A 20169-nucleotide genomic window follows, 5' to 3' on the forward strand; every position below is an offset into this window, starting at 1 on the left:
CGATGCGATCAGCCCGCTACGGGCGTCGTCAACGATTCGAGCAGCCGGACCCGCACCTCGTCGAGGTCCGATGCCACGAAGGACGCCGCGGCCAGCGCGTCCGCGGCCGGCGGGTAGTCGGGGCTGGGGATGGCCAGCACGGTCATCCCGGCGGCCGCCGCGGCGCGCAGGCCGTTGCTGGAGTCCTCCACCGCCAGGCAGGCCACCGGGTCGACCGCCAGCCCGCGCGCTGCCGCCAGGTACACGTCCGGGCCGGGCTTGCCGCGCGGCACCTCGGCGCTGGAGACGGTGGCGGAGAAGTGCTCGACGAGCGCGTGCCGGTCGAGCACGGCGTCGATGACCCGGCGCGGCGCGGAGGAGGCCAGCGCGATGGGGGCGCGGGCCGAGACCTCCAGCACCATCCGCTCGGCGCCGGGCAGCATCGCGACCTCGTCCGCGTCGAGGGCGGCGATCATGTCGTCGACGACGATCCGCTCGACCTCGGCGACCGGTTCCGGGCCGCCGGTGTGCGCGGCGAGGAACGCGGCCCACTCGGGGGCGCTCATGCCCTGCACCTGGGCGGTCTCCGCCGCGGTCCAGCCGCGGCCGCGGGCGGCCGCGAACCGCGCCCACATCCGCTCCCACAGGTGTTCGCTCTCGACCAGGACCCCGTCCATGTCGAACACGACGGCGCGGTGCACCCCCGGCGAACCGTCGGGCTGCGTCATCGGCCTACCTCCCACCCGCTCAACGTTGACGTTCAAATTAACAGTGAGATAGTTAAATGTCACCAGCGCGGTGATATGAAGTGCTCCGTTCCGGCCCCGCCGCGCTCGGGCGCGCACCTCCAGGAGGCAAGATGTCGGCCATGGCGTCCGCACCGAAGAAGCAGTCCCCCCGGCTCCTGCGCCAGCAGCGGATCATCGACCACGTCGTGCAGGGCGGCTTCGCCAGCGCAGCGGAACTCGCCACGCTCACCGGCGTCAGCCTCATGACGGTGCACCGCGACATCGACGACCTCGCCGGGCGCGGACTGCTGCGCAAGTTCCACGGCGGCGTCTCCGCACAACCGTCCACAGTGTTCGAGAGCAGCTCCGACTTCCGGCTGCACACCCACACCCGGGAGAAGGAGGCGCTGGCCGCCGCCGCGCTGCCGCTGATCAGCCCCGGCATGTCGGTGCTGCTCGACGACTCGACCACCGCGCTCGCCCTCGCCCGGCTGCTGCCCGACGTCGGACCGCTGACCGTGGTCAGCAACTACCGGCAGGTGCACGAGGTGCTGCGCGAGGCGCCGGACGTGCGGCTGATCAGCATCGGCGGCGAGTACTCCCGCACCCACGACTCCTACATCGGCCTGCCCTGCCAGGAGATGATCAGCGGGCTGTCGGTGGACCTGATGTTCCTGTCCACCTCGGCGATGAACGCGCAGATGACCTTCCACCAGGAGCAGGAGATCGTGCTGGTGAAGCGCGCGATGATCCGCTGCGCGACGACCCGGGTGCTCATGATGGACGCCAGCAAGGTCGGGCGCGCCGCGCTGCACCGGCTGGCCCCGGTCGCCGACTTCGACCACGCGCTGCTGGCCGGAGAGCTCGACGCCGCGCTCGTCGACTCCATGCGGGAGCACTCCGAGGTGCGGCTGGTCCCGGTCGGCTGACCACCCCGGCGGGCATCACACGCTCCCTGGTCGGTTTAACACCAGAGCTGATAACACCGGTGCTGCCGACCTGGGCTACACCGCGCCGCACTCCCCCGCCCGCGACCCGGCGACCGAGTTCGGCCGCCCCTCGTCCACCGGCGCCGACGCGTTCCCCCGGCACCGCACCCCGCCACCGAGCGACGGCCCCGCCACCACCGGCGAGTCGCCGTCGACCAGCACCACCGACGCGCCGGCCTCGGTCCCGTCCAGCCGCACCGGACCGGTCGCGCCGCGCACCCGCACCGAACCGCCGATCCGGCCGCCGGACACCCACACCGAACCCGGCGAGTCCGCCAGCACCGAACCCCCGACGGTCGAATCCAGCACCAGCAGCGAGGCCCCGGGCTCGACCCGCACCGAACCGCGCACCTCCGCGCCCCGCAGGCAGGTCACGCCCTCCGGCACCACCAGCTCGTCGTGCCGCCCCGTCACCGCGGAACCGCACGCCGCCACCGGCAGCACCACCTCCACCGGAGCACCGCCCTGGTGCACGTCCACCTGGCCCCCGCCGGAACGCGCCCGCTGGTAGGTCAGCCGCAGCGCCTCCACCCCGCGCGGCGTCCCGCGCAGCACCGCGCCGTCGGCGGCAGCCACCACCTCCAGCGCGCTGCCCGGATCCAGCCGCGGCAGCACCCGGTTCAGCGGATTCCCCAACGGCATCGGCGAACCCGACGCGGTGCCGACCCGCCAGCCGACCTCCCCCTCGCCGTCGCGCACCTCCACCACCGGCCGGTCCGCGCGCACCGCGTACGGCGCCACCCCGGACGGCACCGGCCGGTCCTCGGTGGTCCCGTCGATGCGCAGCTCGTCCCGGTCCGGGTCGATGCGCAGCCGCGAGGTGTAGAGCCTGCGGTCGACCTCCGCCGACGGCCGCCCGTGGTGCACGTAGTACAGCTCGGTCGAATCCGGCGACGCGATCACGCTGCCGTGCCCGGTCGAGTACAACCCCTGCCCCGCGTCCTGCGCGAGCACCGGGTTCGCCGGGCTCTTGCGCCACGGCCCCAGCGGATCGTCCGCCACCGCGTAACCGACCCCGTAGAACGAGTTCGCGAAGTTGTTCGCCGAGTACGTCAGGAAGTACCGCGCCCGACCGTCCCGGGCCGTCGCGCGCACCACCGTCGACCCCTCCGACCACCGCCGGTCCTTCTCCGCGCCACCGGTCTCCGCGTAGTCGTCTACGTGCGCGTTCTCCCACTGCTGCGGGTCGGAGGCGTAATCGATGATCGGGACGTAGCCGTCCTTGCGCACCCCCGGCGGATCGGCCGGATCCCGGTTGGCGTCGACGTGCTCCGGCGCGATCCGCGGCATCGTGGCTCCCGCCGGGTCGTCCCACCACTCCGAGGTCAGCTCCACCGCGAGGACGTTCGACTCCTCCACGTACTTGCCGAGGCCGTGGTCCCACACCCAGTTCCGGTAGGCGTTGCGGGAGAAGTACAGGACGATCCGCCCGTCGTCGAAGAACACGTTCGGATCGATGAACGGGATGTAGGTGCCCAGCGGCGCCGTCATCCCCTCCTCCAACGTCTCCGGCGGCTTCTTCTGCTCGGCGTCCATCAGCAGGTTCACGTCGTGGTAGTCCGGGTCGTACGGGTGGTAGTCGATCGGACCCGGTTGGATGTTGCGGAACGGCCCGGCGGGCGAATCCGACACCGCCACCCCGACCTTGCTCGGTTCCTCGAAGTCCGCGTACCCGAACTGCTCGGCGATCCCGTCCCGCAACCGCGCCGAGTAGAACAGGAAGTACCGGCCCGTTGCCGGGTTGTGGTAGACCTCCGGCGCCCAGAACCAGTCCCGGCCCCACTGCGTCCCGTCGCCCATGTCCAGCGCCCCGCCCGGAATCCGCTGCCACGTCACGAGATCCGGCGAGCGGTAGATCGCGAACGCGTACCCCGGGTCGGCGCCGTCGGTGGAGTAGGCGAAGTAGTCGCCGCTGCCCGGATCGCGCAGCACGAACGGATCGGCCGCAGGCAACGCCGCATCGTTGAAGTAGGTCGCATCGCTCGCCGGGCGCGGCTGGGCGACCGCGCCGTGCGCCGCCGACGCCAGCAGGATCGGCAACGCGAACAGGACCCCGCGCACTCGCGACCACCTGACCGACACTCGGTCCTCCTCGTCACGCACCGAACCCAGCCGGGCACCAGCGGTGACACTTCCCCTGATCAACACGAGTTGTCAAGGGCCGACACGCCCGCACCACCTGGCTGCCGAGCACGCCCCGAAAGCTGGCAAAGTGCAGGTATGCCCACCGTTCCCTCGTTCCCCCGCCACAGCGCGCGCACCCAGGGCTTCACCCTCGGCGTGCCGCGCACGTTCACCATCACCCCCGATGGCCGGACCGTGCTGTTCCTGCGTTCCGCCAGCGGAACCGACCGCAGCAACGCCCTGTGGCGCTGGGACGTCACGACCGGCGCCGAGACCCAGGTCGCCGACCCGGGCGCGCTGCTGGTCGACGACGAGGTCTCCGACGAGGAGCAGGCCCGGCGGGAGCGGTCCCGGGAACGCGCCACCGGCATCACCGGCTACGCCACCGACGCCACCGGCACCCACCTCGCGTTCACCCTCTCCGGCAAGCTCTTCCACGCCGACCTCGGCACCGGCGCCGTCCAGCAGCTGCCCGCGCGCGAACCCGCCGCCGACCCTCGACCCGACCCGCACGGGCGCTGGATCGCCTACCTCTCCGGCGGCGCGCTGCGGCTGATCGGTACCGACGGCAGCGGGGACCGGGCGCTCGCCGAACCCGGCAACGCCACCACCACCTGGGGCGCCGCCGAATTCATCGCCGCCGAGGAGATGGCCCGCTACCGCGGCTACTGGTGGTCGCCCGAAGGCACCGCCGTGCTCGCCGCCCACGTCGACGAAGAACCCGTTCAGCACTGGTACCTCGCCGACCCCGCCGACCCGGCGAGACCACCGCGCGAACTGCGCTACCCCGCCGCGGGCACCGCGAACGCCGAGGTCGGGCTCGCCGTGCTCGGCGTCGACACCGCACCCGTCGAAGTCCGGTGGGACCGCGGCAGCCACCCCTACCTGGTCACCGCGCACTGGACGCACCACGGTCCGCCGCTGATCGCGGTGCAGAGCCGGGACCAGCGCGAACAGCTGGTGCTCGCCGTCGACCCCGCCACCGGCGGCACCCGCGAAGTGCACCGCGACACCGACGAGCACTGGATCGAGATCAAGCCCGGCTGGCCCGCCTGGCACCCCGGCGGCGACCTGGTGCGCATCGGCGTCGACGGCGACAGCTACCGGCTGTTCGTCGGCGACGCCCCGTGGACCCCCGAGGGCCTGCAGGTGCGTTCCATCGTCGACATCGGCGAGGACGTGCTCATCACCGCCTCCGCCGACGACCCCGCCGAGATCCACCTCTACCGGTGCGACGCCGACGGCGCCGAACGCCTCAGCACCGAACCCGGCGTGCACGGCGCCACCCGCGCCGGCGGCACCCTGCTGCACGCGCACTCCGGACTCGACTCCCAGCACACCCGGTTCCAGGTCACCGACGGCCACCGCGCCCTCGGCGAGATCTCCTCCCACCCGGAGGACCCGTCGATCGTGCCGAACGTGCGGCTGCTGCGGCTCGGCGAACGCCGGTTGCGCACCGCGCTGCTGCTCCCCCGCGACCACACCCCCGACGACGGCCCGCTGCCGGTGCTGCTCGACCCCTACGGCGGCCCGCAGGCGCAGCGCGTCCTCGCCCGGCGCCAGGGCTTCCTCACCTCGCAGTGGTTCGCCGACCAGGGGTACGCGGTGGTCGTCGTCGACGGCCGCGGCATGACCGGCCGCGGCCCGTCCTGGGACCGCGCGATCAGCGGCGACCTCGCCGAGCCACCGCTGCAGGACCAGGTGGACGCGCTGCACGCGCTCGCCGAGCAGCACCCCGAGATCGACCTGGGCCGCGTCGCGATCCGCGGCTGGTCCTTCGGCGGCTACCTCGCCGCGCTCGCGGTGCTCCGCCGCCCCGACGTGTTCCACGCCGCCATCGCCGGCGCACCCGTCACCGACTGGCGGTTGTACGACACCCACTACACCGAGCGGTACCTCGGCGACCCGGCGCGCAACCCGGAGGCCTACGCGGCGAGCTCGCTCGCCGACGACGCCGCCGGCCTGCGCAGGCCCCTGCTGCTGCTGCACGGCACCGTCGACGACAACGTGTTCCCCGCGCACTCGCTGCGGCTGTCCGCGGCGCTGCAGGCAGCGGCCCGACCGCACACCATGCTGTCGCTGCCCGGCGTCAGCCACATGCCGACCGACGAGACCACCTCGGAGAACCTGCTGCTCATCCAGGTCGAATTCCTCCGCGCCGCTCTCGGCGGAGATCGCCGCGCCCAACCCTGACCCCGAACCGGTCGTCCGGAAAGGGGCTTCGCGGGCTGTCCCGCGAAGGCCCTTTTTGCGAACTCAACAATTCTTCCGCGTTGCCGCTTCCGGCTGCCGACGAATTGGTTTCCGTCGCGGATCCGGTTCTCGACCACCGCCGACGAACGGCACCATTTCACGCTTCATCAGAATGAGTGAACATGATCCTCCCCGATTATCGATGACTTCCGCTCCCGTTCCCTCCCCGGTTAGAGTCCCGGCCACGAATCGGGTCGCACTCCATCGCGACCACCGGCACCGCACTCCACCATTCGGCACCGCACGCCCGCCGGCCGTGCGCCGGGCCGAAGCGGAATCCGCGGCGAACTCCGACCCCGAGGGGATCCTCCCGTGCAGAACAACACGCACCTCGCTTCCACCGACGAAGTGACGGAGGAGTGGCGGCAGCGGGCCCGCCGGGACGGGCTGGCCCGCGTCATGCGCGCCTCCCAGCCCGCCGAGCACAACGCGGACACGACGGAACGGACCCGGAAAGCGGTGGCGGAGGGCCTGCGGACCGCGGCCCGAGAGCTGAGCCGCCCGCTCGCCACCGCATTGGAGGTCGGCTGCGGCATCGGCCGCCTGACCCCGACGTTGGCCGCGCACGCGGACCACATCACCGCGCTCGACATGACCCCCGGAATGCTGGAGGCGGCACGCGAATCGTGCGCCGATCTGACCAACGTGGATTTCGAGCTGGCCCGGGCCGAGAACCTCCCGTGGAACGGCCGGAAGTTCGACGTCGCCGTTTCCGTGTGGGTTCTCATGCACGTGCTCGACGAAGAGGCGCTGACCCGGATCTGCCGATCGATCTCGCGATCCTGCCACTACTTCGTGCTCGTGGAATACGCGGAGGCGGCGATCCCGGTCAGCGAATGGTCCCGACTGCGTTCCGCCGACGACTACCTCGCACTGATGCCGGGCGCACAGCTCGTCGAAACCCGGGAGCTGGATCACGGGGGCGACCGTTCCACCGCGGCGCTGATCCGGTTCCCCAGCGCGATCGAATCGCGAGCGCGCAAGAATTGAACGATCCCGGCACGACCAACCGGAACGCGACGAGCCGGACCCGCCCGGGCACATGATCACCGGCGCGTCCGCAGCGCTCCTCCCACGACGACGACCGCCCGCCGGCGGCCCCGCAACGGGCGGAACGACGCGGCACCACGAGCTCCGGACATCGAACCGGAGCAGCTCACGCCGCCGGCGAGAGCGGAATCTCCGCCCGCAGTTCGAACCCCTCGTCCGAAGGCACCGCGTCCAGCGTGCCGCCCAGCATCCGCACCCGCTCCGACAACCCGGCCAGCCCCGAACCGCCGCACCCCACGTCCGGCGCGTCGCCCACCGCCCCCGCGCGAGCGCCCAGCACCCCCGCGCGAGCGCCCAGCACCGGAGCACCGTTGCGCACCACGACCCGCAGCAGCTCGTCGTCCCCGGTCAGCTCCACCACGACCGCCGCGCCCGGCGCGTGCTTCGAGACGTTCGTCAGCGCCTCCTGCACCACCCGGTACACGGCCCGGCTCACCCCGGGCGACAACTGCACCGCCTGCGAGCACTCATCGCTGAGCGTCACCCGGATCCCCGACCGCCGGGCCCGCGCCACCAGCTCCGGAATGGCCCGCGCGCTCGTCGAGTCCCACTGATCGGCCGCCAGGCCCAGCGTCGAACGCATCTCGCCCAACGCCTCCTTCGCCAGCTCCCGCACCCGGGTCGCCGAGGCGCGAACCTCGGCCTGCTCGCTGCTCGCGTGCAGCGCCGCCGCCTCCACCGCGATCAACGTGACGTGGTGCCCGACCGCATCGTGGATCTCGCGGGCGATCCGGGACCGCTCCTCCGCGCGCGCAGCACCCTCCTTCGCGAGCAGCTCCGACTCGGTCGCCGCCCGCAACCGGTCCAGGCTCGCCGTCAACTGCGCCCGCGTCGCCAGCAGCGTGCCCATCGCCGTCGGCACGCCCGCGCAGACCAGCGCCGTCACCGCCGCCATCGTCAGGCTCGCCGCGGACAACAGCCGCCACTGCTGGACCGCCACCGGCAGGAACGCGGACGACGCCGCCAGCAGCGCCCAGCAGAGCAGCCACCACGTGTTCGACCACGCCCGGCCCAACCGGAACAGCGCCACGCACGTCGGCGCCCACGCGAGCCCACCGACCAAGCCGGGCAGGCACAGCAGCAACGACAACAGCGGACACCGGTGCCGCAGCACCAGACCGGCGCACGCGACCAGCGCCGCGGGCAGGGCCCACGCCTGGTCGGTCTCCGACAGCAGCACCACCACCACCGGCACCAGCACCGCGAGCACGTCCAGCAGCAGGCGCTCGCGACCGAACCCGGCCGGCCCGCTCAACGCAGCTCGCCCTCACCCGTCCCCGCGACGCGCTGCGCGATCAACGCCGCCTGCACCCGGTTCTCCGCACCCAGCTTGCTCAACACCGTCGAGACGTAGCTCTTCACCGTCGCCTCGGTCAACCCCAACCGGTCACCGATGTGCGCGTTGGACCGACCGGCGCCGAGCAGCTCCAGCACCTGCCGCTCCCGCGCGGACAGGCTCCGCACCAACCGCACCTCGTGCGTCGAATCGCCCATCGAGCGGAACCGCGGCAGCAACCGCACCACGATCCGCGGATCCAGCACCGCACCACCCGCGGCCAGGTCCTGCACCGCCCGCACCAGCGCGCCCGGTTCCGCGTCCTTGAGCAGGAACCCGTGCGCCCCCAGGCGCAACGCCTCCGACACGTAGTCGTCCAGGTCGAAGGTGGTCAACATCGCACACACCGGAGGACGGGGCAGGCCACGCAGCTCCCGCAACGCCGCCAGCCCGTCCTTGCCCGGCATCTGCACGTCGATCAGCGCCACGTCCGGCTGGTGCGTGCGCACCACCGACAGCAGCTCCTCACCGGTACCGGCCTCGGCGACGACCCGGATCAGGCCGTCGTGCTCCAGCAGGACCCGCAGGCCGCGCCGCAGCATCACCTCGTCATCGGCCAAGACCAAGCGGATCGGCCGCACCGCGGAACCTTCCGCAGCGGAGTCAGCACGCACCCTGGGTCACCTCCCCCTGTACAAAGGGCCGACCGAAGGTTATCGGCAAGGCAATCTTGGTCTGCGTGCAGTACCCGGCCGTTGGTCCGATCAGCCGCGTGCCTTGCGCCCGTCCTTGCGCTCGCGCACCCGCACCGAGATCCGGACGGGACTGCCGGTGAACCCGAACTCCTCGCGGAACCTGCGCTCCACGAACCGGCGGTAACCGGCCTCCAAGAAGCCGGTGGTGAACAGCACCAGTGTCGGCGGGCGCGGGTGCGCCTGCGTCGCGAACAGGATCTTCGGCTGCTTGCCACCGCGCACCGGCGGCGGGCTCGCCGCCACCAGGTCCGACAGCCACGAGTTGAGCCGCCCGGTCGGGATCCGGGTGTCCCAGGACTCCAGCGCCGTGCGCAGCGCCGGCGCCAGCTTCGCCACCGAACGCCCCGTCTCCGCCGAGACGTTCACGCGCTCCGCCCAGCGGGCGCGCACCATCTCGCGGTCCAGCTCCTTGTCCAGCCGATGCCTGCGGTCCTCGTCGACCAGGTCCCACTTGTTGCACACCAGCACCAGCGCCCGGCCTGCCTCGATGACCATGCCGATCACCCGCAGGTCCTGCTCGGTCAGCGGCTCCGAGGCGTCGATCAGCACGACCGCCACCTCCGCCGCCTCGATCGCGGCCTTGGTGCGCAGCGACGCGTAGTACTCGGTGCCGCTGGCGGTGCGGACCCGCTTGCGCAGCCCGGCGGTATCGACGAACCGCCACACCTCGCCGTCCAGCTGCACCAGCGAGTCCACCGGGTCCACCGTGGTGCCCGCGACGTCGTCGACGACCGCGCGCTGCTCACCGGTGAGCCGGTTCAGCAGGCTCGACTTGCCCACGTTCGGCTTGCCCACCAGCGCGACCCGGCGCGGACCACCGCTGGCGCCGAACTGCTCGTGCGGCACCTCCGGGAACACGTCCAGGATCGCGTCCAGCAGGTCACCGGAACCGCGCCCGTGCAACCCGCTGATCGGCCGCGGCTCACCCAGGCCCAGCGACCACAGCGCCGCGGCGTCCGCCGCGGTCCGCTCGTCGTCGACCTTGTTCGCAGCCACCAGCACCGGACGCTTCGAGCGGCGCAGCACCCGCGCCACCGCCTCCTCCGTCGCGGTCGCCCCGACCTGGGCGTCCACCACGAGCAGCACCGCGTCCGCCGTGGACATCGCCATCTCGGCCTGCTGGGCCACCGCGGCCTGCAAGCCCTTCGCGCCCGGCTCCCAGCCGCCCGTGTCGACCACGGTGAAGCGCCTGCCGTTCCACAACGCGTCGTAGGCCACCCGGTCCCTGGTCACGCCCGGCTTGTCCTGCACCACCGCCTCGCGGCGGCCCAGCAACCGGTTCACCAGCGTCGACTTGCCCACGTTGGGCCTGCCGACCACCGCCAGCACCGGCTGCGGACCACCTTCGGCGTCCTCCTCGGCGCCTTCGACACCGTCGAACTCGGCCCACTCGGCCTCGTCCGACCACGTCCCGTCCAGGCCGCCGTCGAGCGGCGCACCCACGTCTTCCGGGCCGCCCACCGACTCTTCGGTCACGCTTGTTTCCCTCTCGCATCGTCGCTTTCGGAGGTCCCGGCGATCAGCCCGTCCAATTCGGCGATCAGCCCGACCAGTTCGTCGCGGACCTGCTCGGTCGCAGCCGTCAACCCGGCGCGCCCCTTGGCGACCGGCAACGTCACCGGCTCGCCGAACAGCACATCCACCCTGGGCAGCAGCCTACGGCCCCGTCCCTCCGGACGGCGCGTGCCCCGGCAGGCCACCGGCAGCATCCGCGCCCCGGAGGTCCGCGCCAGCCACGCCGCCCCGTGCTCGGCTTTGGCCACGTCGCCACCGCCGCTGCGGGTCCCCTCCGGGAACACCGCGACGAGCCCGCCCGCGCGCAGCACCCGCACCGCCGCCAGCAGCGGGGTGCGGTCCGGTTCTCCGCGGCGCACCGGGATCTGCCCGATGCGGCGGAGGAACCAGCCCAGCGGGCCCTTGAACATCTCGTGCTTGACCAGGAACACCGCTTCGCGCGGCAGCATTCCGAACAGCAGCGGACCGTCGATCAGCGAGCTGTGGTTCGCCACCAGCACCAGCGGCCCCGTCCGCGGCACCCGGTCCAGGTGGTGGACGTGCGTGCGGTACGGCAACCGCACGAAGGTCCGGCCGATCCATCGCCCGAACCGGTGCATGCGACGCGACGCGCCTTCCGGCAGATCGCCTTCGCCGGGCTCGCTCATCGGATCGTCCCCACTCCGGCGAACAGCCCGCGGGCCTCCGCCAACCCCAGCAGCCGGTCCAGCACCCCGGCCACGTCCAGGTCCGTCGTGTCCAGCTCCACCGCGTCCTCGGCCATCCGCAGCGGCGACACCGCGCGCCCGGAGTCGAACGCGTCCCGCCGCTGCACGTCCGCGTGGGTGCGCTCCAGGTCGGCGAGCCGCCCGGCCGCCACGTCCTGGTCGCTGCGGCGGCGCGCCCGCGCCTGCGCGGACGCGGTGAGGTACACCTTCAGCCCCGCGTCCCGCGCGACCACCGTGCCGATGTCGCGGCCTTCCACGACCACGCCGCCCGGCGAGGCCAGCGCATCGGCGATGATCCGGCGCTGCTCGGCGACCAGCAGCTCGCGCACCCGCGCCACCGCCGACACCGCGGAGACCGCACCGGTGACCTCCGGCCCCCGGATCTCCAGCGCCACGTCCTCCCCGGCCATCGAGACCGCCGGGTCCCGGGGGTCGGAGCCCATCTCGGGCAGCGAGGCCGCCGCGACCTCCGCCACCGCGTCCGCGTCCGCGACCGGGACCCCGGCGCGCAGCACGGCGAGCGTCACCGCCCGGTACATCGCGCCCGTGTCGAGGTACGACGCCGACAGCGCCGCGGCCAGCTTCCGGGCCACCGTGGATTTCCCAGTGCCCGAGGGACCGTCGAGGGCCACCACCCCACGAAGCTCGGCGTGTGCCACGTCGAGTCTCCTCCTTCATCACCGCCGGCCGAGGAAACGCCGGACCAACAGCCCATTGTGCCCGCTGGTCCGAGCGGTTCCCCACTCGCGTCCGGATCCGGCGCGCGCCGCCCCCACCACCCGTTCGCGCTGCCCGTTCCGCCCCGGTTCCGCGCGGGGCACGCACGTGCGCTCGGGTTCCTGTACTAGGATCGAACACGTGGACGTCACAGTGACCCCGCTTCCGGGACTCGGGACCCAGCAGGACTTCGTTACTCGTTCCGGGCACAGGATCGGTGTGATCACGTATCGCGACGGACGCTTCGAGCTGATCGTCTCCGGTCACGACGACCCGGACAAGGTAGCCGCCTCGGCAGGTCTGACCGCCGAGGAGACCAACACCCTCGCCAACTTGCTCGGCGCCCCCCAGCTGGTGGCCCGCCTGAGCGAGCAGCAGCGCGAGGTGGCCGGGATCAACACCTGGCAGCTCCCTGTCGATCAAGGCTCTCCCTACGACGGGCGCACTCTCGGCGAGACCGAGATGCGCACCCGCACCTCGGCGTCGATCGTCGCCGTGGTGCGCGGCGGAACCGTGCACCCGTCACCGCGTCCCGATTTCGAATTCAGTGCCGGCGACCTCGTGGTCGTGGTCGGCACCGCCGACGGCCTGCGGGCCGCAGGCGAGATCCTCGAACGCGGCTAGGCGCTCCGCGCCGAACGCCGCGAGGTGATGGTCGTCCGCACCGCCCGGGAGCACCGCGCTCTCGGGCGGGAACCCCGTGCGCTCTGGGCACGGGACAACTGAACAGGTACTCGGACAGGGCGAGAGGAAACACTGGTGCACGACACGGCGATCTCCCTCATCGAACTGGGAGCGGTGTTCTTCGGTCTCGGAGTTCTCGGCCGCCTCGCCTGGAAGATCGGCATCTCACCGATCCCGCTTTACCTCATCGGCGGAATCGCTTTCGGAACCGGCGGCTTAATACCGCTGCACGGTATCGAGCCGTTCACGCATCTAGCCTCCGAAATAGGCGTGGTGCTGCTCTTGCTCCTACTCGGGCTGGAGTACTCGGCTGGCGAACTCGTCACGGGGCTCCGGCGTTCCTGGCTGGCAGGTCTGGTGGACCTGGTGCTCAACGCGGCCCCCGGCGCGATCGTCGCGCTGCTGCTGGGGTGGGGCCCGATCGGCGCGCTGACGATGGCAGGCGTCACCTACATCTCCTCCTCCGGCATCATCGCGAAGGTCCTCGGTGACCTGGGCAGGCTCGGCAACCGCGAAACACCGGTGGTGCTGTCGATCCTGGTCTTCGAAGACCTGGCGATGGCGCTGTACTTGCCGATCCTCACCGCGGTGCTCGGCGGGGTGAGCCTGCTGGGCGGGTTGACCGCCGTCGGCGTCTCGCTGATCGTCATCTCGGTCGTGCTGGTGGTGGCGCTGAAGTTCGGGCGCTACGTCTCGGCGCTGATCGACAGCCCCGACCCCGAGGTGTTCCTGCTGCGGCTGCTGGGTTCGGCCCTGCTGGTCGCCGGGATCGCCTCGGAGCTGCAGGTTTCGGCGGCGGTGGGATCGTTCCTGCTGGGCATCGCGATCTCCGGTTCCACGGCGCAGAACGCGACGCGGATGCTGGAGCCGCTGCGCGACCTGTTCGCCGCGGTGTTCTTCGTGGTGTTCGGCTTGAACACGGATCCTTCGAAGATCCCGCCGGTGCTGGGCTTCGCGCTGCTGCTGGCGGTGGTCACCGCGATCACGAAGATCGGCACGGGCTGGTTCGCCGCCCATTCCCAGGGAATCGGCAAGATGGGCCGGGCGCGCGCCGGTGCGGCGCTGGTGGCCCGTGGTGAGTTCTCCATCGTCATCGCCGGCCTCGCGGTCGCCTCGGGCGCCGTCTCGGGCGAGCTGGCCGCGCTGGCCACCGCTTACGTGCTGCTGATGGCGATCCTCGGGCCGGTCGCGGCGCGCGTGGTGGAGCCGGTGGCGCGCAGGCTGGTCTCGCGGAAGCAGGCCGCGAAGGCGTGAACCCGCGGCACGACGAGGATCTTCCACCTACCCGCTGAGGTCTCCCGCGCGGCCGAGCGCCGCCGGACCGGTCCAGGCCGGGGACGCCGGACGACCACCAGGTCGCCGCGCCTCCCCGGCCTGCTTCGTTTCCGGGTCTCCGGCGGATTGATTTCACCCGACACTGAGACGATCGCAGATTCCGAACGCGTCAGGCGAAGAAGAACCCGCCTCGCCGAGCGGGGCGGGTCCTCCGGGAAGATCACATGCCGACGGCCCGGTAGAGCGCGCCGACCTCCTTGCGGTCCAGCTTGCGGATCGCGCCGGGACGCTCGTTGCCCAGCCGGACCTCGTCGATCGCGGTGCGCACCAGCCGCTTCACCGGGTGGCCCACGTGCTCCAGCACCCGGCGGACGACGTGCTTGCGGCCCTCGTGCAGCACGACCTCGACCAGCGCGCGCCCCTCGTTCACGTCGACCAGCCGGAACTTGTCCAGCTTCACCGGACCGTCGTCCAGGGTGACCCCGGCGCGCAACCGCTTGCCCAGGTCCTTCGCGATCGGCCCCGGCACCTCGGCCAGGTAGGTCTTGAGGACCTGGTACGACGGGTGCATCAACCGGTGCGCCAGCTCACCGTCGTTCGTGATCAGGAGCAGGCCTTCGGTGTCCACGTCCAGCCGCCCCACGTGGAACAGCTTGCCGTCCCGCTCCCGCAGGTAGTCGCCGATGCACGGCCGCCCCTGGTCGTCGGACATCGAGCAGAGGATGCCCTTGGGCTTGTTCAGCAGCAGGTGCTGCACGTCCTCGTTCACGACGACCCGGGTGCCGTCCACGTGGATCACCGAGTTCTCCGGGTCCACCCGCCTGCCGAGCTCGGTGACGACCTCGCCGTCCACCTCGATGCGGCCCTCGGTGATCATCCCCTCGGCGGCGCGGCGCGAAGCCACCCCCGCTCGGGACAGCACCTTCTGCAGGCGGATTCCCTCCGGCTGCGCATCCGCGGCGGAGGAAGAAGCCGGGGCACGGTGTTCAGACATCGTCGATCGTATCCACTTCAGGCAGCAGGGGAGCCAGCGGCGGAAGGTCCTTCAGCGACGACAGGCCGAGCCGTTCCAGGAACAGCTCCGTCGTGCAGTACAGGAACCCGCCGGTCTCCGGGTCGGTACCGGCCTCCTCGACAAGGCCGCGCCCCACCAGGGTACGGATGACGCCATCGACGTTGACACCGCGTACCGCCGCCACCCGCGCCCGGGTCACCGGCTGCCGGTAGGAGATGACCGCGAGCGTCTCCAACGCGGCCCTGGTCAGCTTCGCGCGCTGCCCGTCGAGCAGGTAGCGCTCCACGTACGGCGCGTAGGTCTCCCTGGTGTAGAACCGCCATCCCTCGCCGACCCGGCGCAGGTCGATGCCCCGCCCGGCCTCCTCGTAGCCGCTGGCCAGCCGCTGCAGCGCGGTGCGGATGCGGGCGACGGGCTGGTCCAGGGTGTCGGCCAGCAACGCCTCCCCCGCCGGGACGTCGACCACCAGCAGCAGGGCCTCCAGCGCGGAGTCGAGGGCGTCGTCCTCGGTCAGGTCCGGCGGGGTGCGGGACACCGCGACGGCCGCGTCGGACCGGGCCGGGGCGTCGTCCTCGGGTTCGGAGCCCGCGGGGCGCCCGTCCTCGGCCTGGCCGGTTCCGGGCGCTAGCTCGGCCGGGTCTGCCGCCGGGCCGTCGGCTCCGGTGGGCGGGGTGTCGATGGCGTCGGTTCCGGACTGCTCGTCGGCGGACGGCCCTCCGGTCGCGGACTCGTCGGCGGTGGTCGGCTCGGCGTCGTCCGGCTCGGCGGCTGCCGGCTCAGCCGTGTCCAGTCCGGCGTCGTCCGACTCGGCAGCCCCCGGCTCAGCAGCCCTCGATCCGGCAGCCCTCGGTCCAGCAGTGCCCGGCTCGGCGTCGTCGGTGTCGGCGGCCGGTTCCGCGCCCGGCTCGGCGGCGGAGATCTCGTCCGCAGCGGACTCGGCACCGGCGGGCTCGGCCGCGAGGAGCTCGTCGCCGACGGGTTCACCGTCGATGGGCGAGCCGCCGACGGACGTGCCCGCGTCCGGTTCACCGCTCACCACGCGGGATCCGGTCGACGGCTCGGCACCGGCCCGGCCGTCACCCGGCTCGGCGGGCCGAGCCCGTCCCCCCGGCACGGTCTCCGGCGCCACCGCCGCATCCGCGGCCTGCTCGGCCTCGTCCGCACCGGAAGCTTCGTCGTGCACTGCGCTCACCCGTATTCCTCTTCGTTCGCGCTGCGCCGGTCGGCCTCGGCCGCCAGCCGCGCGTCCTCCAGGCTGCCGCCGACCCAGCGCACCACCAGGTCGCCCAGCGGATCCTCCTGCTCGAACGCCAGCACCTTCTCCCGGAACAGCTCCAGCAGCGCCAGGAAGCGGGCGACGATCTCCACCGTGTGCTCGCAGTCCGCGACCAGCGCCGAGAAGTCCGCCGCGCCCCACTCGGCCAGCCGCACCCGCAGCAGCGCGGCGTGCTCGCGCACCGACACCTGGTGCTGGTGGATGTGGTCCAGCGACACCGACGGCGGCGGCTTCGGCCGGAACACCGCGGCCGCGATCTCCGCGAGCCGCTGCGGTCCGACCCCGATCATCACCTCGGGCAGCAGGTTCTCGTAGCGCGGCTCCACCGCCACCGACCGCGGGTAGCGGCGCAGCGCCCCCGCTTCCAGCTCGCTGAACAGCGCCGCGACCTGCTTGTACGCGCGGTACTGCAGCAACCGCGCGAACAGCAGGTCCCGCGCCTCCAGCAGCGCCAGGTCGTCCTCGTCCTCCACGTCGGCGGCGGGCAGCAACCGGGCCGCCTTCAGATCCAGCAGCGTCGCGGCCACGACCAGGAACTCGGTCGTCTCGTCGAGGTTCCAGTGCTCGCCCAACGCCTTGGTGTAGGCGATGAACTCGTCGGTGACCTTGTGCAGCGCCACCTCGGTGACGTCCAGCTGGTGCTGCGAGATCAACTGCAGCAAGAGGTCGAACGGGCCCTCGAAGTTGTCCAGCCGCACCGTGAACCGCCCGGTCGAGGTGGTTTCCTCCGCGGCGGCCACGCCCGGAGCCTCGGCGTCGGCCTCGTCCTGCACCTCAACAGCATCGACCCCGCCGGGAACGGAGTCGGTCACTCGCCGGGCTCCCGCCGCAATTCGCGCACCAGCACCGAATCCGCACCCCGCGCCTCAAGATCAGCGAGCAGCATCGCCACCCCTTCACGCACGACCCTGCCGCGATCCACCGCGATGCCGTGCTCAGCGCGCAGCGCGAGCCGGGCCTGTTCCAACGCCAGCAACTCCTCATCGGAGACGTACACGGTGATTTTCGCATCGTGCTTGCGGCGTCCCGACCCCGACCTGCCCCGCGATCCGCCGGAGCCCGGCTCGGCCGCACGTGCACCGGCGCCGGGGGCGGGCTCGACCCGGGGCTCGGCAGGTGGTTCCGGCGGTTCGGAGGCGCGCGCCGTGGTCCGGAACAGCTCGGACGCACCGGGCAGCTCGGCACGACGCCTCACGCGCCCTCCCCGACAGCGGATCGCACGGGAACCGTCACCGCGCGATCACCTCGCGCGCCAGCGAGCGGTAGGCCTGCGCGCCTGCGGAACGCGGCGCCCAGCGGGTGATCGGCTCCCCGGCGACCGTCGTCTCCGGGAAGCGCACCGTCCGGTTGATCACGCTGTCGAAGACGACGTCGCCGAACGCCTCGACCACGCGCGCCATCACCTCGCGGGAGTGCAACGTCCGCGGGTCGAACATGGTCGCCAGGATGCCGCTGATCTCCAGCTTCGGGTTCAGCCGCTCCTGCACCTTCTCGATCGTGTCGATCAGCAGGGCCACCCCGCGCAGGCTGAAGAACTCGCACTCCAACGGGATGATCACGCCGTCCGCGGCGGCGAGCGCGTTCACCGTCAGCAGGCCCAGCGACGGCTGGCAGTCCACCAGGATGAAGTCGTACTCCTTCATCGCCGGGAACAGCACGCGCTGCAGGGTCTGCTCGCGGCCCACCTCCGCGACCAGCTGCACCTCGGCGGCCGACAGGTCGATGTTGCTCGGCAGCAGGTCCATGCCCTCGACGGTCGTGGACATCACCACGTCCCGGATGTCGACGGACCGCTCCATGATCACGTTGTAGATCGTCTGGTCCAGCTGGTGCGGCTGCACCCCCAGGCCGACCGAGAGCGCACCCTGCGGATCGAAGTCCACCAGCAGCACCCGGCGCCCGTACTCGGCGAGCGCGGCACCCAGGTTGATCGTCGACGTCGTCTTGCCGACGCCGCCCTTCTGGTTGCACATGGCCAGTACCGAGGCCGGGCCGTGCCGGTCCAGCAGCGGCGGTTCCGGGACATGCCTGCGCGGGCGGCCGGTCGGGCCGATGTTCGCGTCCGGCGACAACTCGGCCTCACCGCCCGAAGCCGAGGGCTTGTGCGGGGCGATGCTCAGGTCGACCGCGCCCCGGGACCGCCCTTCGGCGGAGGGCTGCGGTGTCGACATGGCGCTAGGACTCCTTGTCTGCCGGCGACGATCATACCGATCGAGCGCAGCCTAAGTGGCATTCGCGACCAGCGGCAACGCGCCTCGCCGAGCACCGGCGAAATGCGTCCCACCCCACTCCATCGGGTTCACGGGTCCCGCCGCAACGCCCTCGGATGGGCGGTCGCGTACACCTCGCGCAACGTGTTCACCGTGACCAGCGTGTACACCTGCGTGGTCGTCACCGAGGCGTGCCCGAGCAATTCCTGCACCACTCGCACGTCCGCTCCGCCTTCCAGCAGATGGGTGGCGAACGAATGCCGCAGCACGTGCGGCGACACCGCGCTGCTGATCCCCGCCCGGTCGGCGGCGGACTTCAACGCGTTCCACGCGCTCTGCCGGGACAACCTGCCGCCGTGCGAATTCAGGAAGACCGCCGCGTCGCCCTTGCCGCGGGCGGCCAGCACCGGCCGCGCCCGCACCAGGTAGGCATCCAGCGCCTCCAACGCGGGACGCCCGATCGGGACCAGCCGTTGCCGGCCGCCCTTGCCGTTGAGCAGCACCGTGCGCTCCGCCGAGTTCACGTCGTCGACGTCCAGCCCCACCGCCTCCGAGATCCGAGCTCCCGAGGAGTACAGCAGTTCCAGCAGCGCCCGGTCCCGCAGTCCGCGCACGTCCCGGCTGTTCGCCCCGTCCAGCAACCGCAGCACGTCGGCCACCGGCAACGCCTTCGGCAACCGGCGGGCCGGGCTCGGCGGCGACACCTCGCGCGCGACGTCCGCGTCCACCCACCCCTCGGCGTGGGCGAACCGGTGCAGGCCGCGCACCGCGACCAGCGCCCGCGCCGCCGAGGAGGGCGCGAGCGGCGGGTGCTCGTCCGTGCCCTCGCGCAATTCCGCGGCGAACTCCGCCAGGTGCAACGCGGTCACCTCGCGCAACACGCGCACTCCCGAACCGGCCAAGTGCCCGCCGTAGCGGCGCAGATCTCGCGAATACGAATCCAAGGTGCTGCGGGCGCTGCCCCGCTCCACCGCCAAGTGGTCCAGGAAACCGGAGCAGGCGGTGCGCAATCCCTCGGGAAGGTCCTCGAAGGCTTTCACGGGCCGAACTCCTCTGCGCGAAACGAACAGGTCGCAGCGTAAGCCGCCGCACCGCCGGAACTCCGGCCACCCGCCATGGTGCCGAAGGACTCCCGACCGCGAGCAGTGCGTATCCCGCAACGAGAGAACGGAGCAAGCGCGATTAGCCCGAAAGCATGCCGAGCCTCTCCGAATCGCCATTCCGAGCGGCCCGGTTCGACTAGCCTGATCACCGTGACTTCCCCGTACGATCCCGGCCGGATGCGCATCGGCGACCACGAGCGGGCGCAGGCCATCGAAGCGCTCGGCGAGCACTACTCCCTGAGCAGGCTGAGCCTCGGCGAGTACGAGGAACGCGTCGACCAGGCGACCCGCGCGGTCACCGGCGACGACCTGGTGGCCCTGTTCACCGACCTGCCCGCGCCCCGCCCCGCCGGCGCGGGCCCGGCCCCCCGCGGGGGCCCCCCCCCCCCCCCCCCGGGCGGGGGGGGCGGGGGCAAAGCCCACGTCCCCGGGGCCCCCGGGGGCGACGCCGACGAACCGCAGGCCGGGGCTCTTCGCCAGCACGCCGGCCGTCACCGGCGCCATCTGGGTCAG

The 20169-nt window shown here is 72.2% G+C and carries 19 protein-coding genes; 6 read left to right on the forward strand and 13 right to left on the reverse strand.

Translation table 11 applies throughout. The features are described 5' to 3' along the window. Positions 1-8 precede the first annotated feature (8 nt). A complete protein-coding gene (locus LCD33_RS12985) occupies positions 9-707 on the reverse strand; it encodes an HAD family phosphatase (protein WP_224958188.1) in 699 nt (232 codons plus the stop codon). A 140-nt stretch (positions 708-847) separates the two neighbouring features. On the opposite strand from LCD33_RS12985, the gene LCD33_RS12990 reads away from it, so the two are divergent. Next, a complete protein-coding gene (locus LCD33_RS12990) occupies positions 848-1636 on the forward strand; it encodes a DeoR/GlpR family DNA-binding transcription regulator (protein ID WP_224958185.1) in 789 nt (262 codons plus the stop codon). Positions 1637-1711: 75 nt separating this feature from the next. Here LCD33_RS12990 and LCD33_RS12995 read toward each other — a convergent pair whose 3' ends face one another. After that, a complete protein-coding gene (locus LCD33_RS12995; RefSeq protein WP_224977897.1) occupies positions 1712-3778 on the reverse strand; it encodes a glycoside hydrolase family 43 protein in 2067 nt (688 codons plus the stop codon). Between the two features lie 138 nt (positions 3779-3916). On the opposite strand from LCD33_RS12995, the gene LCD33_RS13000 reads away from it, so the two are divergent. Then, entirely contained in the window at positions 3917-6013 is a 2097-nt protein-coding gene (locus LCD33_RS13000; RefSeq protein WP_224958181.1) for a prolyl oligopeptidase family serine peptidase, read from the forward strand. 408 nt (positions 6014-6421) lie between these two features. Next, on the forward strand, positions 6422-7063 hold the full coding sequence (locus tag LCD33_RS13005; protein WP_308011272.1) for a class I SAM-dependent methyltransferase: 642 nt from the start codon (positions 6422-6424) through the stop codon (positions 7061-7063). A gap of 166 nt (positions 7064-7229) precedes the next feature. On the opposite strand, the gene LCD33_RS13010 is transcribed toward LCD33_RS13005, so the two are convergent. The 5 genes from LCD33_RS13010 to cmk all read right to left on the reverse strand — a co-directional run bounded on the left by LCD33_RS13010 (position 7230) and on the right by cmk (position 12035). Further along, positions 7230-8378: a sensor histidine kinase gene (locus LCD33_RS13010; RefSeq protein ID WP_224977898.1), complete on the reverse strand. Its 1149-nt coding sequence runs from the start codon at positions 8376-8378 to the stop codon at positions 7230-7232. Continuing rightward, on the reverse strand, positions 8375-9019 hold the full coding sequence (locus LCD33_RS13015; RefSeq protein ID WP_255614961.1) for a response regulator transcription factor: 645 nt from the start codon (positions 9017-9019) through the stop codon (positions 8375-8377). The genes LCD33_RS13010 and LCD33_RS13015 overlap by 4 nt, the downstream gene beginning before the upstream one ends. Positions 9020-9163: 144 nt before the next feature. Further along, on the reverse strand, positions 9164-10630 hold the full coding sequence (der, locus tag LCD33_RS13020) for a ribosome biogenesis GTPase Der (RefSeq protein WP_224958175.1): 1467 nt from the start codon (positions 10628-10630) through the stop codon (positions 9164-9166). Beyond that, positions 10627-11316 (reverse strand): 1-acyl-sn-glycerol-3-phosphate acyltransferase, encoded by a 690-nt coding sequence (locus tag LCD33_RS13025; protein WP_224977899.1) that lies wholly within the window; start codon positions 11314-11316, stop codon positions 10627-10629. Before LCD33_RS13025 ends, der begins: the two co-directional genes overlap by 4 nt. Further along, positions 11313-12035, reverse strand: a complete 723-nt coding sequence (gene cmk, locus LCD33_RS13030) for a (d)CMP kinase (RefSeq protein WP_224968397.1) — start codon at positions 12033-12035, stop codon at positions 11313-11315. Before cmk ends, LCD33_RS13025 begins: the two co-directional genes overlap by 4 nt. A 199-nt stretch (positions 12036-12234) precedes the next feature. On the opposite strand from cmk, the gene LCD33_RS13035 reads away from it, so the two are divergent. Together LCD33_RS13035 and LCD33_RS13040 are read left to right on the forward strand one after the other, a co-directional pair. Then, on the forward strand, positions 12235-12717 hold the full coding sequence (locus LCD33_RS13035; protein WP_224958169.1) for a cation:proton antiporter regulatory subunit: 483 nt from the start codon (positions 12235-12237) through the stop codon (positions 12715-12717). A 135-nt stretch (positions 12718-12852) separates the two neighbouring features. Continuing rightward, the gene (locus LCD33_RS13040) at positions 12853-14031 is read left to right on the forward strand and encodes a cation:proton antiporter (protein WP_224958167.1); all 1179 of its coding nucleotides are present in this window, start codon (positions 12853-12855) and stop codon (positions 14029-14031) included. Positions 14032-14272: 241 nt separating this feature from the next. On the opposite strand, the gene LCD33_RS13045 is transcribed toward LCD33_RS13040, so the two are convergent. The 6 genes from LCD33_RS13045 to xerD form a co-directional block, all read right to left on the reverse strand. Next, entirely contained in the window at positions 14273-15046 is a 774-nt protein-coding gene (locus tag LCD33_RS13045; protein WP_224958165.1) for a pseudouridine synthase, read from the reverse strand. After that, positions 15039-16259, reverse strand: a complete 1221-nt coding sequence (gene scpB / locus LCD33_RS13050; RefSeq protein ID WP_374201773.1) for an SMC-Scp complex subunit ScpB — start codon at positions 16257-16259, stop codon at positions 15039-15041. The genes LCD33_RS13045 and scpB overlap by 8 nt, the downstream gene beginning before the upstream one ends. Continuing rightward, the gene (locus LCD33_RS13055; protein ID WP_374108079.1) at positions 16256-17116 is read right to left on the reverse strand and encodes a ScpA family protein; all 861 of its coding nucleotides are present in this window, start codon (positions 17114-17116) and stop codon (positions 16256-16258) included. The genes scpB and LCD33_RS13055 overlap by 4 nt, the downstream gene beginning before the upstream one ends. A gap of 35 nt (positions 17117-17151) precedes the next feature. Then, positions 17152-17538 carry a hypothetical protein gene (locus LCD33_RS13060; RefSeq protein WP_224958164.1) on the reverse strand — a complete coding sequence of 129 codons (387 nt, stop codon included), beginning with the start codon at positions 17536-17538 and terminating at the stop codon, positions 17152-17154. Between the two features lie 34 nt (positions 17539-17572). Continuing rightward, complete coding sequence (locus LCD33_RS13065) at positions 17573-18514, reverse strand: ParA family protein (RefSeq protein ID WP_224958163.1); 942 nt, start codon at positions 18512-18514, stop codon at positions 17573-17575. Between the two features lie 128 nt (positions 18515-18642). Then, positions 18643-19593 carry a site-specific tyrosine recombinase XerD gene (gene xerD, locus LCD33_RS13070; protein WP_224958162.1) on the reverse strand — a complete coding sequence of 317 codons (951 nt, stop codon included), beginning with the start codon at positions 19591-19593 and terminating at the stop codon, positions 18643-18645. A 213-nt stretch (positions 19594-19806) separates the two neighbouring features. Here xerD and LCD33_RS13075 point away from each other — a divergent pair. Further along, positions 19807-20169, forward strand: a 363-nt coding sequence (locus tag LCD33_RS13075) for a DUF1707 domain-containing protein (protein ID WP_224977900.1), incomplete at its 3' end; no start/stop codon positions are given.

It is taken from the genome of Saccharopolyspora sp. 7B (assembly GCF_020177435.1).
GTDB classification, from domain to species: domain Bacteria; phylum Actinomycetota; class Actinomycetes; order Mycobacteriales; family Pseudonocardiaceae; genus Saccharopolyspora_C; species Saccharopolyspora_C gregorii.

What these genes read in the sequence shown, in the direction of transcription:
- LCD33_RS12990 (WP_224958185.1), top strand. Translation starts at nt 848, where the DNA reads ATGGCGTCCGCACCGAAGAAGCAGTCCCCCCGGCTCCTGCGCCAGCAG.
- LCD33_RS13065 (WP_224958163.1), bottom strand. Translation starts at nt 18,514, where the DNA reads ATGTCGACACCGCAGCCCTCCGCCGAAGGGCGGTCCCGGGGCGCGGTC.
- LCD33_RS13025 (WP_224977899.1), bottom strand. Translation starts at nt 11,316, where the DNA reads ATGAGCGAGCCCGGCGAAGGCGATCTGCCGGAAGGCGCGTCGCGTCGC.
- LCD33_RS13045 (WP_224958165.1), bottom strand. Translation starts at nt 15,046, where the DNA reads ATGTCTGAACACCGTGCCCCGGCTTCTTCCTCCGCCGCGGATGCGCAG.
- LCD33_RS12985 (WP_224958188.1), bottom strand. Translation starts at nt 707, where the DNA reads ATGACGCAGCCCGACGGTTCGCCGGGGGTGCACCGCGCCGTCGTGTTC.
- LCD33_RS13000 (WP_224958181.1), top strand. Translation starts at nt 3,917, where the DNA reads ATGCCCACCGTTCCCTCGTTCCCCCGCCACAGCGCGCGCACCCAGGGC.